This window comes from Embleya sp. NPDC008237 (genome assembly GCF_042956465.1).
Classification (GTDB): domain Bacteria; phylum Actinomycetota; class Actinomycetes; order Streptomycetales; family Streptomycetaceae; genus Embleya.
Window position 1 is genome coordinate 622,091 of record NZ_JBIBGL010000004.1, and the last position, 13,452, is coordinate 635,542.

11 protein-coding genes and 1 pseudogene are annotated in these 13,452 nt (G+C 72.6%); 7 read left to right on the forward strand and 5 right to left on the reverse strand.

All coding sequences use genetic code 11. The features are described 5' to 3' along the window. Nucleotides 1-103: 103 nt before the first annotated feature. Nucleotides 104-370, reverse strand: coding sequence for a hypothetical protein (locus ACFZBU_RS13155; protein ID WP_391583600.1), 267 nt, complete (start codon nucleotides 368-370; stop codon nucleotides 104-106). 613 nt (nucleotides 371-983) lie between these two features. Between ACFZBU_RS13155 and ACFZBU_RS13160 the strand changes: the two genes are divergently transcribed. The 3 genes from ACFZBU_RS13160 to ACFZBU_RS13170 all read left to right on the forward strand — a co-directional run bounded on the left by ACFZBU_RS13160 (nucleotide 984) and on the right by ACFZBU_RS13170 (nucleotide 3,917). Next, complete coding sequence (locus ACFZBU_RS13160; protein ID WP_391583601.1) at nucleotides 984-1,922, forward strand: alpha/beta fold hydrolase; 939 nt, start codon at nucleotides 984-986, stop codon at nucleotides 1,920-1,922. 192 nt (nucleotides 1,923-2,114) lie between these two features. Beyond that, nucleotides 2,115-2,897: an SAM-dependent methyltransferase gene (locus ACFZBU_RS13165; RefSeq protein ID WP_391583602.1), complete on the forward strand. Its 783-nt coding sequence runs from the start codon at nucleotides 2,115-2,117 to the stop codon at nucleotides 2,895-2,897. Nucleotides 2,898-3,137: 240 nt separating this feature from the next. Beyond that, nucleotides 3,138-3,917: a tRNA-dependent cyclodipeptide synthase gene (locus ACFZBU_RS13170; RefSeq protein WP_391583603.1), complete on the forward strand. Its 780-nt coding sequence runs from the start codon at nucleotides 3,138-3,140 to the stop codon at nucleotides 3,915-3,917. A gap of 122 nt (nucleotides 3,918-4,039) precedes the next feature. Here the strand turns inward: ACFZBU_RS13170 and ACFZBU_RS13175 are convergent. Beyond that, nucleotides 4,040-5,053: pseudogene (locus tag ACFZBU_RS13175) on the reverse strand (FAD-dependent oxidoreductase); the annotation flags it as partial. A gap of 445 nt (nucleotides 5,054-5,498) precedes the next feature. Between ACFZBU_RS13175 and ACFZBU_RS13180 the strand changes: the two are divergent. Beyond that, on the forward strand, nucleotides 5,499-6,608 hold the full coding sequence (locus tag ACFZBU_RS13180; protein WP_391583604.1) for a glycosyltransferase family 4 protein: 1,110 nt from the start codon (nucleotides 5,499-5,501) through the stop codon (nucleotides 6,606-6,608). A 187-nt stretch (nucleotides 6,609-6,795) separates the two neighbouring features. Here the strand turns inward: ACFZBU_RS13180 and ACFZBU_RS13185 are convergent, their stop codons facing one another. Next, entirely contained in the window at nucleotides 6,796-7,293 is a 498-nt protein-coding gene (locus tag ACFZBU_RS13185; RefSeq protein ID WP_391583605.1) for an Asp23/Gls24 family envelope stress response protein, read from the reverse strand. A gap of 213 nt (nucleotides 7,294-7,506) precedes the next feature. Further along, a complete protein-coding gene (locus ACFZBU_RS13190; protein ID WP_391583606.1) occupies nucleotides 7,507-8,661 on the reverse strand; it encodes an alpha/beta hydrolase in 1,155 nt (384 codons plus the stop codon). 419 nt (nucleotides 8,662-9,080) lie between these two features. On the opposite strand from ACFZBU_RS13190, the gene ACFZBU_RS13195 reads away from it, so the two are divergent. From ACFZBU_RS13195 to ACFZBU_RS13205, 3 genes are all read left to right on the forward strand, one after another. Then, entirely contained in the window at nucleotides 9,081-9,722 is a 642-nt protein-coding gene (locus ACFZBU_RS13195; protein WP_391583607.1) for an FMN-dependent NADH-azoreductase, read from the forward strand. A gap of 13 nt (nucleotides 9,723-9,735) precedes the next feature. Next, the gene (locus tag ACFZBU_RS13200) at nucleotides 9,736-10,179 is read left to right on the forward strand and encodes an NUDIX domain-containing protein (RefSeq protein ID WP_391583608.1); all 444 of its coding nucleotides are present in this window, start codon (nucleotides 9,736-9,738) and stop codon (nucleotides 10,177-10,179) included. A gap of 137 nt (nucleotides 10,180-10,316) precedes the next feature. Beyond that, nucleotides 10,317-10,940, forward strand: a complete 624-nt coding sequence (locus tag ACFZBU_RS13205; protein WP_391583609.1) for a hypothetical protein — start codon at nucleotides 10,317-10,319, stop codon at nucleotides 10,938-10,940. Between the two features lie 192 nt (nucleotides 10,941-11,132). On the opposite strand, the gene ACFZBU_RS13210 is transcribed toward ACFZBU_RS13205, so the two are convergent. After that, nucleotides 11,133-13,316 carry a transporter substrate-binding domain-containing protein gene (locus ACFZBU_RS13210; RefSeq protein ID WP_391583610.1) on the reverse strand — a complete coding sequence of 728 codons (2,184 nt, stop codon included), beginning with the start codon at nucleotides 13,314-13,316 and terminating at the stop codon, nucleotides 11,133-11,135. Nucleotides 13,317-13,452: the final 136 nt, after the last annotated feature.

Consider the following 13,452-nt stretch of genomic DNA (forward strand, 5'->3'; position numbering starts at 1 on the left):
CACGGTTCACGCCTCCGGCGACGGCGTGAAGCGGGGCCGTGGCCGGCGCTCCGGGCGGCGGGCGGGTGATGACGGGCGGTTGCGATGGCGGTGGCGGCCTCCCTCAGGCCGCCGCGTACGCGCAGGCCCGTTGGGCGATCGTGACCGGTACGCCCTCGACCCCCGTGAGCAGGCTTCGGCAGGCCGACACACCGGACGGACCGTTGCCGCCGTATTGGCATGCGGTGCCGGTGATCATCGAGTTGTAGCCCTCCACCGCGAGGTAGGCCACGCAGGCGGACGGGGTGGCGTGGGCGGTCGGCGCGGCTGCGGCGAGACCGCCCAGGGTGAGCGCCAGGGTGCCGGTTGTCGCGGCGATGCGACGGGACATGCGCATGGGTCACCTGCTTCTTTCGGTCACGGACACGAACAAAGCGGCGCCGCCCGCGCGTTCGGGCGGCCGACACGGACCGACCCCACACCGGTCCGCCCGCCACCGTAGGGCGATCCCCGGTTCCGGACAAGCGTTGTGAACATGCCCCATGTCGGCCGAAATCCGCGCCTCGTTCGCCTCGTTCGCCTCATCCGCCTACGTCACGTCCGTCGCCTACTTCCCGGGAAGCACGCGCGCGCGGACGGCATGCCTCCCACGGAGGCCGCGGAAAGCCTCCTCGGGTCGGACGCGGGGACGATGGCCCGCGGGCGAGAGTTGTCCGGGTAAGGAACGACCACCCGGGGCGCCCGATCCGATGGGGAAGGCGCTTCCATCCACCAACGGGGCGCACGCTTTGGACCACGCGACAACCGACGACAAGACGGGCGACGACCCGAACCACGACCGGGAACGGAGTGCGGACGACCATGAGGCAGACGAGCACGAAGCGAACGAGCGCGAAGCAAACAGGCACCCGGCGAAAGAGGAGGAATCCGCAACTCCCGTCCCCGACAAGCCGCCACGGTCGCGGCTGCGGCGCTGGACCCGCCGAATCGCACTGATTTGTGCCATGACGCTGGTCGCCGTGACGATCGCGTCCTTCACGTACAACGCGTTCACCGACGACCGCGCCGCACCACCCTCGGGGCTGACCTACGTACAGGCGGCCGACATACGCACGCGCTACCAGACGTGGGGCACGTCCGGGTCGCCGGTCGTCCTGGTGCACGGCGCCTTCGAATCGGTCGACACGTGGTCGCGGCTGGCTCCGCTGCTGGCGCGCGACCATCGGGTCTATGCCCTCGACCTCACCGGCTACGGATACAGCGAACGGCGCGGCCCCTATACGGTCGACCACCTGACCCGCCAACTCCTGGGCTTCCTCGACGCCATGCATCTGGGCACTCCGGACGAACGGCCGGTGCTGGTGGGCCACTCCAGCGGCGCGGCGATGGTCGCCGAGGCCACGCTGCGCGCGCCCGAGCGGATCGGCGGCGTGATGCTCCTGGACGGCGACGCGCTCGACACCGGCGCCGGCCCCCCGGCCGCGCTCGAGTACGTGCTCATCGATCCGTTCCGCACCAGCCTGCTGCGGATCGGGCTCGGCACGGACTGGCTGATCCGCAAGGTCTACGGCGCACAATGCGGCCCCGGGTGTCCCAGGCTCGACAAGGCCGGTGTCGACGAATGGCGGCGCCCCTTCCGGGTGGCGGGTGCCGAGGGCGCGCTGTGGAGCATGCTCGGTGAGGGCGTACTGGGCATCCCCGCCGAGCGGTTGGCCCGGCTGCACGACGTGCAGGTGCCCAAGTCGGTGGTCTTCGGCGCCGACGACGATGTCTTCGACGATGACACCCCCACCGACACCGCCACCCGCATCGGCGCGCCGGCGCCGACCATGATCCCCAAGTCCCGGCATCTGCCCATGATTTCCGCTCCCGCAGCAGTCGCCTCCGCCGTCGACGCGCTGATACCCCCGCCACCCGCCCCGCCCGCCGGTCCCTCCGGCTGAGCGCCGGGAGGCGGCGACCGCGCCTCGCGCCGGCCCCGGGCCGCCCGCCCGCGTTCGAATGTCGCATGCAATGGGGACGAAAGCATCGGCCCGGTTGTCCGATCCCCGACCCGCTTATACGTTCCATGGATGCACGCCAGGACGCGAACTGATCCCAGCGCGTCACCAGTTGGAAGGCAGGAGTGGCCGACGATGGTTCAGGTGGACACGACGGTTCCGCATTCGGCTCGGATGTACGACTACGTCCTGGGCGGCAAGGACAACTACCTCGCCGACCGCGAAGCGGCCGAGGAAGCCCTGAAGGTGTGGCCCGAGCTGTGGACGAGCATGCGGGTCAACCGGGCGGTGATGCGGCGGATGGCGCACTGGCTGGTCACCGAGGGCGGCATCCGCCAGTTTCTCGACATCGGTACCGGCATCCCCACGTCGCCGAATCTGCACGAGGTCGTGCAGGACGCCGCGCCCGAGTCGCACGTGGTGTACGTGGACAACGACCCCATCGTGCTCGTGCACGCCCGCGCTCTGCTCTCCAGCTCCCCGGAGGGCCGAACCGCCTACGTCGAGGCCGACATGCGCGATCCCGACCGGTTGTTCTCGACCCCCGAGCTGCGCGAGACCCTGGACCTCGACCAACCGGTGGGGGTGACGGTGATCGCGATGTTGCAGTTCGTCGAGGACGCCGCCGGGCTGATCGAGAAGTTGACGGCGCCGCTCGCGCCGGGCAGCTACCTGGCGATCACCGCGGCGACGGCGGACCTGGCGGTCGGCTCCACCGCGCTGGCCGAGGTGTACACGCGCCGGGGCGTACCGATGTACCTGCGCTCCCGCAGCGAGTTGGAGGCCCTGTTCGCCGAACGGTGCGACCTCGTCGACCCGGGCGTGGTCCCCATGCAGCACTGGCGCCCCACCGCCGACGAGCCACCGGTCGGCGTCGAGCACACCAACATGTTCGCCGGCATCGGCCGCATCCGCTGACCCGCGTGCCGCCGCCCGCGACCGAGCGAATCGACGCGACCGACTCGGCGGCCCCACGCAGCGCCCGAGCCCGACCGAGCCGGACCGAGCCCGGTGGGGCGCGACCGGGGCGCATCGGCACGACGACCGCGGCCGACCCCGCCCCGGCACGCCGCGTGCCGGCGGTGGGCCCGGAATGGGTCGGTTCGGTGGTGTGTTCCGGCGATGGAATCATGGAGGGAACGCTAAGGAGTCGATCGCATGGGATTCATGGTGTGGCCGTGCACGCTCGGTAGCCGAAGCGTCCTCGAGCGGGCGGAGCACGTACTGATCGGGCTCAGCCCCTGGAACAGCTACTACAAGCCCCGCAGGGTCGAGGCCCTGGTGCAGTGGGCCTGCGCGAACTTCGTCAGGGTCGACGTCTTCGTTCCCGGAGACGAGGCCGCGCATACGCTGACCGCGGCCGGCGTCCAGCCCTCGGAGGCCGTCCGCCGCGCCCGGTACGCCGTCGGCCGGTTGCGCAGCCCCGCCCGACGCGGCCTGCGCAACGCGGGTGTGGCCGACCCGGAACACCATCTGCACACCTGGACGCAGTTGTCCGAACGCCCCGCGTACCAGCACTCGCTGAAGCGCGTGCGCGACGCCTACCACACCGACCAGGCGGTGCGTGGCGCCTGTCGCCGCACCGCGCGCGGAGCGGTCCGGCGGGTCGCCGGGCAGGAGCCGACCGAGGAGCAGATAGACCACGCCGTGGGCTACGCCCTCGCCGAGTTGCCGCTGGTCCTGGACGGGCCGGCGATATTCGGGACCGCGTCGTCCCTGTTCGTCTACCACCGGGAGATGGATCTCCTGGCGCCGTTCATCAACGGCGAGTCCGCCCGGCTTCGTCCTGCGCCCGGCCAGGGATACGCCGTGGTGCGACCGCCCGACCAGGACGCCACGCCCGCCTCGCTCTCCCGGCCGTGGCCCGAGGGCCGAGCCACCCCGCCGGCGGGCGACTACTCCACCGGCTCGCCCCCGAACCCGCTGCTCCGCCCCTGACCCCGGGCCTGCGCCGCACTACCGCACCGCAACCGCACGACACCGCCGCACCGCCCGTCGCAGGCCCGTAGCGCGCTTCCCGATGCCACCCGGGCGCGGTCCCGCCCGGCCCGAAGCCGCTGCTACCCGTTTCCGGCGAACAGCGCGATCAGGCCGTGCGGCGTGTCGTCGCCGAAGAAAAGCTCGTGGAGCCGGGCGCCCTCGGTGGCGGCGGCTGCGCTGCGCGGGAGCATGGCCTGCTCGTATGCGTTGAGCGGGGGCCTCGACGTCGTCGGGGTGTACGGCGAGGGCCTTGCCCGGTTCGGCACCGTCGAGCATGGCCAGGTTGGCGCCTTCACCGTCCGGAGCCGAGACGTGGGCGGCGTCGCCGAGCAGGGTCACCCCCGGCACCCGATCCCAGCGGTGTGCGATCGGCAGACCGTCGAGGGAACGCAGGACCGGCGCGGTGTCACTGTCGGTGATCGACGCGGTGAGTTCCGGTGCCCAGCCGTCGAACTCCCGCGCTGTCCGCGCGGTGGCCGCGGCGGCATCGGTGAAATCGACGGTGGCGAACCAGTCCTGCGGCTTGGAGAGCACCACGTAGGTGCGAAGGGTGTCGTCCGTCTCCCGGTGGGCCCGGATCGCCTTGCCCGGCGCGAGCGCGAGCAACCAACCGCCGCCGACCGCCTTCGCGGCGGCCGGATGCCGGGTGTCGGCGTCGAACGGAAAGGTCTCGACGAACGACCTGCCGACGTACTCGGGTGTGGCGTCGGAGAGCAGCGGCCGGACCCGTGACCAGGCGCCGTCCGCGCCGACCAGCAGGCTCGTGACGACGGTGCTCCCGTCGGCGAACGTCACCTCGCGGCGGCCCGCGCCGAGGGCAAGGGCGCCGCCGACCTTGTGGCCCCACCGGACGGTGCCGGCCGGGAGCGAGTCGAGCAGGATCCGGCGCACTCGCCGCGTTGTACCTCGGGGCGTCCGCGCGTGCCGTCGTCGGGCTGGTCGAACAGGACGGTCCCGTCCGGGGCGAGGACCAGTGTCGCCTCGCGTCCCGCCAGGATGAGGCCGCGGAACTCGTCCGTCAGGTCCGCCGCCCGGAGAGCCGGTTGGCCGGTGTCGTCGTGGATGTCGAGCATCCCGCCCTGCGAACGGGCCGTAACCGCCGGACTCGGGCGCTCCGCCGAACCGCCCGAGTCCGGCTCGAAGTTGAACCATTCCTCCCGGTCCGCCCGTTCCGATGGCATGAGACCAACGGGCCGGCGCGGCACGGGCCCTGCCCCGCCGGCGGTTCGGGAGCGGAGCCCGACCCGGGGCCGCTCCTCCCGGCCGGCCGCCGACACCCCGGTCGGCGCCGCGGCCCGGGTCTTGTTTTCCGCAGGCGCCGACAATAGATTCCGGCCGCCGCAGACAATGCGCTCGAACCGTCGGGCGACCGCACCGAAATCGGCTCTCGCCTCCCCCGGCCCCCGAGAAGGGACATCCTCGTATGACGGGGGCGCGACACTGCGGCGGCCGTGCATCAGGGGGGCGACGATCGGGGTCAGGGGGACGCCGCGCGGGCAGGGGGGCGCGGAGGGGCGCGGGTCGCTACGGGTTTTGCTCGTGGTGGACGACCTGCGCATCGGCGGCGCGCAGCGGCAAGTCGCGGGATTGGCGGGCGCGTTGGCTGCCTGTGGGCACACGGTGGTGCTGGCGTGCACCGAGGACGGACCGGCCGGCGCCGAACTCGCCGCGGCGGGCGTGTCGGTCGTGGTGCTGGGCAGGCGACGGGTGGCCCGCCTGGTCAGCCCGATGCTGGCGCTGCGGATCGCGCGACTGGCCCGGGTGGGCCGATTCGACGTGGTCCACGCACACGTGCACGCCGCCACGATGGCCGCGGCCCTCGCCGGCCTCCTCGCCCGTGTCCCGGTGGTGGTGACCGAGCACAGCATGGCCTCCTGGCGCGGTCCCCTGGCGCGCGCCTACAGCCGCCCGCTGTACCGCCGATGCGCACTGATCCTGGCCGTCTCGGAGCAGATCGCCGACCGGCTGCGCCGAGTCGACGGGGTTCCCGCGGCGCGGGTCCGGGTGGTGGGCACCGCCGTGTTCGGCGGCCCGCCGGCCGCGCCCGCGTACCGGCGCGATGCGCCCGTGACGGTCGGGGTGGTCGGGCGGTTGGAGCCGGAGAAGGGGGTGGAGTTCTTCCTGCGCGCCGCCGCCCGGCTCGTGGATCGGCATCCCGGGGTGGCCTTCACCGTCGTGGGCGACGGCCGACTGCGCGAAGACCTGCACGCGTTGGCACGGCACTTGCGGCTCGGGGACCGTGTGCGCTTCCGGGGGATGCGGACGGACGGCCCGGCGGCGGTGGCCGCCTTGGACATCCTGTGCGTCCCGTCCCTGACCGAGGGTGCCCCGCTGGTCGTCCTGGAGGCGATGGCCGCGGGTGTACCGGTGATCGCCACCACCGTCGGCGCCATTCCGCACCAACTGGGCCGCGGCCATGCGGGCGTCCTGGTCGAACCCGCCGACGTGACCGCCCTGACCCGAGCCCTCGACAGCCTCCTGACCCATCCGCGCGAACGCCGACGCCTGGGCCGAACCGGCCGCCGGCACCTGACCGGCCTCGCGAACGCGAACACGGTGACCGACGCGGTCTGCACCGCCTACCGCGACGCACTCCACCACCCGGGCGGCCCAAGCGACCCGAACCGCCGAGACGGCCACGACGGCTGAACGAACGGGCGGCCCGGCGCGACGACAACGCCCGCACCGAGCCGCCACCCCGACCGGCGCGCCCAGGCCCGACGTCGCCGGCCAGGCGGGATCCCACGCCGGCCGAGCACCACGGCCGACCCGGCTCGGAAGCGCCTCCCCGCCCCGAACCGCGCCCACCCACCGGCCCGTTGCGGGACGTACCGGCCTATTCGACCCGAGCCGACACGTGCGAGTCCCGGTCGGGCAGGTGGATGTCGTCCACGGCCACGTTCACCTCGACCACTTCGAGACCGGTCATCCGCTCGACGGTGTCGATGACGTGCCCGCGCACCGCCTCACCCAGTTCGGCAATCGGCACGCCGTACTCCACCACCAGGTTCAGATCGAGGGCGCACTGCCGCTCCCCGACCTCGACACTCACGCCGTGCGCCACGTTCGGCCGACCGCCCGGAACCCGCTGCCGCACCGCATCCAACGCTCGCGTCATCGAACCGCCCAGCGCATACACACCCTCGATCTCCCGGGCGGCCACCCCGGTGATCTTCGCGACCACGCCGTCGGCGATCGCGGTACGACCGCGCATTCCCGCGGCCGGCGACACCGGTTGCGGCGAACGATCCGGCCCACCCGGCACGAGTTGCGCCCCATCGCCGGCATACGGCGACACCGCCACCGTGTCCGTCACGTCCCTCGGATCAACCATCACACGCGACCCTTCCTCGGCTTCGGCCCGCACCCACCGTTCACAGGCACTGTGCCCGGCCGTCTGCCCGACACGGCCATGCTCAACCCTGCCGAAGGGGATCATCCCGGTTTCGCCCAACTCCATTGCAGTAACACGGACTTGCCCGCACGCACGGCGGGCCCGACCGACGCGGGTGGATGCGTCGGTCGGGCCCGGTCCGGGCCGGCTCGCCTACCGGGCGACCCACGGGACGTTGCCCGTGTTGCCCGTGCGGCCGTTCTCGGTGCAGTGGGCGGGCGGCGTGCTGCCGTACACGTACTGGACGAAGTCGCGCAGGTCGTTGCGCCAGTAGTCCCAGCCGTGTTCGCCGGGGCCCGTGCAGTAGCGGGGCGTGAACGAGGTGCCGATGACCGTGCGCAGTTGGTCGTTCCACGTCTTGATGTCGGACTCGCCCTGGCCGCTGGGCACGCCCTGGCCGTCGGCACCGCCGGAGTACATCGCGAACTTGCCCGCGTAGCCCGCGTACTTGCCCGCCGCGGCCATGCCCACCGGGGTGATCGCCGCCCAGTTCGCCTGCGGCCCGTAGACCGCTTCGGTGCGCTCCAACGGACTGCCGAACACCCGGTAGTTCGGATCGGCGAGACCGTTCCAGGAGGTCGCCGCCCCGTAGCCGAGCATCGAGTCGGCCACCCGGTTCAAGGCGCGGTCGTCGGCCAGGGTGGTGCCGCCCGAGAACGCCCCGACGGCCGAGAACCGGTCCCGCAGGTCGGCGGCGTAGCGCAGCGCGCCCAGTCCGCCCATCGACACACCCGCGATCGCGCGTCCCGAGCGGTTGTCGACGGTATTGAAGTTCGCGTCGATCCAGGGCACCAACTGCCGCATGTGGAAGGTCTCCCACAACGGCGCGAAATTGCCCTGGGTGTGTCCCGCCCAGTCCGTGTACCAACCGGCCTTGCCGCCCTCGGGCATGACCACGATGCCCTTGAACGTGCGGCGGTCGATCGTGTTCAGGATGTCGCCCGCGTCGGACTTGGACCACTGCTCGAAGTCCCCGAATCCGCCGTGCAGCAGGTAGAGCACCGGATACGCCCTGGCCGGGTCGGTCACGTAGTCGTCGGGCAGCCAGATCCGCACCTTGACCGGCACGGTGACCGGGTCGATCGAGGGCGTGCCGCCGCGCGGCTGCATGATCGCCGAGGTGGTCATCGTGGCGTCGAACATCCTGCGGTCGCTGAGCAGGTTCGAGTTCGTCCACTGGGTGAGCGTGATGCCGTGCGAGTTCGCCGCGGGCAACGGCGGTGCCGGCGGCGGCGGGAAGGCCTGGGCCCGGGTCGGCAGGCCCAGCACGGCCACCATCAGCGCCGCCGCGACCGCGAACACGGTCACGACGCGGTGTGCGCCTCGGCGGCTTCGTCCCGGTGCGTGTGTTCCGTTCGTTCTGCCTGTGCCATCCACGGATACCCCCGACGCTTCTCACCGTATCGATGTGCCCGCACGCGGGCCCGACCTGGCGCAACACTGGCCGAGCCGGCGCGGACTGTCGTCCCGCACGCGGTGGACATCGCGGGTAAACCTGCGCGGTAGCACCCGACCCGATCTCCGCCGACCGCGGTACCGCGACGCGCCGCGGGCGGCGAACCCTCGTCCCGCGCCCGAGCACGGCGTTGCCCTCACGCCCGCGTCAATGTCTACGGTCGTGGACATGCGGTGCCGAGACCGAGCCCGTCCGTCGCCGCCTCGGCCCCATCGACTCGACTGTCCCTCTCCCGGCACCCTCCCGCCGCCCGAACGATTCGAGGTCGTGCATGCCTTCCCTGCTGCACCTGGACGCCAGCATCCGCCACAGCGGCTCGGTGTCCCGCGAACTGTCCGCCCACTTCGCCACGCGCTGGCGCGAGACCCACCCCGACGGTGGCTACACCCACCGCGACCTGGCCGCCGAACCCGTCCCGCACATCACCCACGAGGTCCGCGAAGCGCTGCTCGACCCCGGCCGCGGGCACGGCGAGCCGCCGCGGGAACGAGCCCTGACCGAGGCCCTGAACGCCGAACTGCGCGCGGCGGACACCGTCGTACTGGGCGTGCCGATGTACAACTACTCGATCCCGTCGACGGTCAAGGCCTGGCTGGACCGCGTCGTGACCCCGGCCACCATGGTCACGCCGGACGGCGGCCCCGGTCCGCTGGCGGGCACGTCCGTCGTGGTGATCACCAGCAGGGGCGGGTCCTACGCTCCCGGCACGCCGCGTGCGGGCTGGGATCACCAGGAGCCGTACCTGCGTGCCGTGCTGAGCTCGATCGGCCTCGCGGACGACCTGGAGTTCGTCCACGCCGAACTGACCCTGGCCACGATCGTCCCGGCGATGTCCGCCCTCAAGCCGCTGGCCGAGAAGTCGCTGAACCAGGCATACGAGACACTCGAAGCACTGGCCACCCGCACCCGATGACAGAATTCGATACATGACGCAGCAGAATCCGACGGATTCCATACCGAAGGTCGAGGCGAACGGTCCGCTGGTCGTGGTCGCGGCGGCAATCGTGCACGCGCGGCGCCTCATGGTGGTGAGCAAGAAGGCGGCACCGGACCTGTTCTACCTGCCCGGCGGCAAACCCGACCCGGGCGAGAGCCCGCTGGAGACGCTGCGCCGCGAACTCGACGAGGAACTGGGTGCGCGGCTCGTGGAACCCCGATTCCTGGCCGCCGTCGACTCCGTCGCCGTCCTGGAGGGTCTGCCGATGCGGCTGACCGTCTTCGCGACGCGCCTGGACCGCGAGCCGGTCCCGGCGGCCGAACTGGCCGAACTGCGCTGGACGTCCGGCCGGGACGACGACCTGCGGCTCGCTCCGGCGGTCACCGATCACGTCCTGCCCCTGCTGCGCCGCACCGGCGCGCTCGCGGCCTGACCGGTCCGCCGGCCGCGCGACCATCGCGGCGCGTCGACGGGTGTCACGACGGCACGCACCCGCCCGCGACGCACCGGCGCCTCGGTCGCGGTGGGTGGGTGCGGCACCGATCCGAGGGGCTGCGATACCGTCGATCGATGATCGATACCCAGTGGGACATCCTGCTCCTCGGTGGCGCCTCGGGCCTGGGCAAGAGTCGGGCGGCGGCCGAACTGGCCAGGGAGTCGGGGGCGTTCGTGGTGGAGTTCGACGACGTGGTAAGCGCGGTCCAGGCCATCACCGACGTGGGGACCCACCCCGGCCTCCACCACTTCGATCGGCTTCCCGATTCCGCGCCGAGCCCCGACCGGGAGTTGCAACTCCAGATCGCCACCGCCATCGCGCTGGAGCCCGCCGTCGTCGGCGTGGTCGGCAATCGGCTGACCGTCCCCGTACCGGCCGTCGTGGAGGGCGACTACATCACCCCGGCCTCCGCCGCCCGGGCGATCCGCGCGGGTGCCGCCGCCGGGCGCAGCGTACGGGCGGTGTTCCTGCACGAGGACGATGTCGCCCGGGTCGTCGCCAACTACGCCGACCGCGAGCCGGAACACGGCAGCCAGACGCAGCGCGCCGAGGTCGGTGTGCGCTACTCCCGGTGGCTCGCCGAGCAGGCCGAGCAGCACGGGCTGCCCGTGGTCGCCTGCCGCCCCTGGCACACCCTCACCACACGCGTCACGCAGGCCACCGTCCCACGCAGCAGGTCGGCGCTCGGGCGCGGCTGACCCGCGGCGCCGGGCTCGGTCGGGGCGGCGAGGAACCGGCAGATTCCCACCACGCGGCGCGCCACCGCCGGTACCCGGCGGCTCGACGACCGCGGCGGCCCGGCCGAAGCAGTCCGACACCTCTCCGATCCCGTGCGTGTCGCGAAGCTCGCCGATCACATGCAACTCGCCCGGGATCAGGATGTAGGTGAATCAGCCGCCGTTCACCGTCACCTTCGAGACGGCGCCGGCCGAGAGTTGCCATCGGGCCACGATGCGCTGATAGTCACCGCCGGCCAGCAGGCGCTCCAGTGCCTGCCGGATCGCGTCGCGCAGTTGCGTATCGGTGTTGCGGAAGGCGATTCCGTACGGCTCGGCATCGATCTGTTCGTCCACGACCTGGAGGCCGCCGGCCGAGTTCTGCGCGGCGTACACGGCGGCGGGATAGTCGAACAGACCCGCGTGGGCCTCGCCCCGACCGATCCGCGTGGCCGCTTCTTCCATGGTGGGATAGGAGACCTTGGCGACTCCGCCGCCGGATGTGCACATGCGGCCCGCCGTGCCGACGAGATCGTCCTGGAACGTGCCCTGGATGATCGCCACCTTGCACCCGCACAGGTCGGAAAGGCTGCGGATGCGCCGGGGGTTGCCAGTGGGGACCACAAGCACGGTGCCGGCCCGGAAGTAGTCGACGAAGTCGATCCCGTCGGCCCGGCGCTCCGGCGTATCCACCATCGAGGAGACAATCAGGTCGATCCGCTCGGACTTGAGCGCGGGCACCAGCGTCGCGAAGGGCATGTTCCCCAAATCCAGTCCGACACCGAGTTGTTCGCCGATCGCCTTGGCCAGATCGGCGGTCATCCCGATCACCGTCCTGCCGCCGGAGTCCAGGAACTCGTTGGGCGGATAGGTGGCGTCCACCCCGACGGCCAGGGGCCGCCCGGCCTTGTACTTGTCGGGCAGCAGGTGAGACAGCGGAGCGGCGCCGGCCGGGCCCGAACCCACCGGTGGCTGCGCGCCGTTCGCGCCCGGTGCGCCTTTCGCCGGCACGTTTCCGGACGAACTCGCGCTCGGCGAAGACTTGTTCGCCGCCGGGCCGGTATTCCCGCCGTCGTCCCGGGTGAGCAGGAACGTGGTTCCGCCCGCGAGCGCCGCGGCCACCACCGAGCCGCCGATCAACAACCGACGGCGCGCCATCCCGGAACCCTTCCCGGGCGGCGCGAACTCCGGCCGCGGCGGCACCGGAACCGGCGCCCACTCGGGAGCCCGCGCGGAAGCCGGAGCCTGCGCGGGGGTCGGAGCCTGCGCGGAAGCCGGCGACCACGCCGGGGCCGCCGGTTGCGCGGGCCGAGACGGTGGTTGCCCGGCCCCGGCCGGCGGCGCCGTCGCGGTGACCGCCCCCGGCGGCTGCCTCGGGTACGTCGGCGGCACGCCCACCGCCTCCGCCTCCGTCGCCGTCACCGGCTCCGTTGCCGGCTCGCTCACCGGCTCCGCGGGCCGGTTCCGCACCAGCGCGGAATGCGCCGCGGGCAGCCAGTCGTCCGCCGCCGGCCGCGCCGACCCGCCCAGCAGCCCGAGCAGCCGCGCGGGCGTCGGCCGTTCCGCCGGATCCTTGTGCAGGCAGGCCGCGACCACGGGCCGCAGCCCCTCCGGCACGGCGTCCAGCCGTGGCTCTTCGTACACCACCCGGAACAACAGTTGCGCCGCTTCCCCCGTGCCGAACGCCGACCCGCCCGTGGTCGCATAGGTCAGCACCAGGCCGACCGCGAACACGTCGCTCGCGGGCCCGACCTCGTCCCCCCTGGCCTGCTCGGGCGACAGGAAGCCCGGCGAGCCGACCAGGTGCCCGGTCCGGGTGAGTTCGTTCGTGCCGTGTACCAGCCGGGCGATGCCGAAGTCGATCACCCGCGGGCCGTCGGCGGTCAGCAGCACGTTGGACGGCTTCAGGTCGCGATGCACCAGGCCGACCGCGTGGATCGCGACCAACGACTCGGCCAGCCCGGCGGCCAGCAGCCGCGCGCTCGACTCGGGCAGCGGCCCGTGCGCGGTCACGGCTTGCGTCAGCGAGGGGCCGCTGATGTACGCGGTGGCCAGCCAGGGCGTCTCGGCCTCGGCATCCGCGTCGACGAACGCGGCCGTCCAGAAGCCGCCGATCCGCCGCATCGCCGAAATCTCGGCTGCGAACCGGCGCCGGAAGTGCGGATCCGCGGCCAACTCCGCATGCACCGTCTTGACCGCCACCAACCGCCCGCCGGGCGATCGGGCCAGGAACACCTGCCCCATGCCGCCCGCCCCCAGCCGGCCCAGCACCGCGAACGAACCGATCCACTGCGGATCCTCCGCCCCGACCGCGTCCACCACTGCCCCGACTCCCGCCCGTCGATCCGTCGCAGGCATCACCGTACGGGATCGGCGATCGGCCGCTCGGTCACCCCGATCGGGCGAACCCACGACCTCCCGCGTTACTCCGCCCGGCCCACAGCCGTCCGCCGCTCGACGTGCGGGCGACGGCCGCAGGCCATCGAATGTAGGG

Excerpts from the sequence above, each read along its gene's own strand:
- ACFZBU_RS13155 (WP_391583600.1), bottom strand. The coding sequence starts at position 370 with ATGTCCCGTCGCATCGCCGCGACAACCGGCACCCTGGCGCTCACCCTG.
- ACFZBU_RS13160 (WP_391583601.1), top strand. The coding sequence starts at position 984 with ATGACGCTGGTCGCCGTGACGATCGCGTCCTTCACGTACAACGCGTTC.
- ACFZBU_RS13165 (WP_391583602.1), top strand. The coding sequence starts at position 2,115 with ATGGTTCAGGTGGACACGACGGTTCCGCATTCGGCTCGGATGTACGAC.
- ACFZBU_RS13170 (WP_391583603.1), top strand. The coding sequence starts at position 3,138 with ATGGGATTCATGGTGTGGCCGTGCACGCTCGGTAGCCGAAGCGTCCTC.
- ACFZBU_RS13185 (WP_391583605.1), bottom strand. The coding sequence starts at position 7,293 with ATGGTTGATCCGAGGGACGTGACGGACACGGTGGCGGTGTCGCCGTAT.
- ACFZBU_RS13195 (WP_391583607.1), top strand. The coding sequence starts at position 9,081 with ATGCCTTCCCTGCTGCACCTGGACGCCAGCATCCGCCACAGCGGCTCG.
- ACFZBU_RS13200 (WP_391583608.1), top strand. The coding sequence starts at position 9,736 with ATGACGCAGCAGAATCCGACGGATTCCATACCGAAGGTCGAGGCGAAC.
- ACFZBU_RS13205 (WP_391583609.1), top strand. The coding sequence starts at position 10,317 with ATGATCGATACCCAGTGGGACATCCTGCTCCTCGGTGGCGCCTCGGGC.
- ACFZBU_RS13210 (WP_391583610.1), bottom strand. The coding sequence starts at position 13,316 with ATGCCTGCGACGGATCGACGGGCGGGAGTCGGGGCAGTGGTGGACGCG.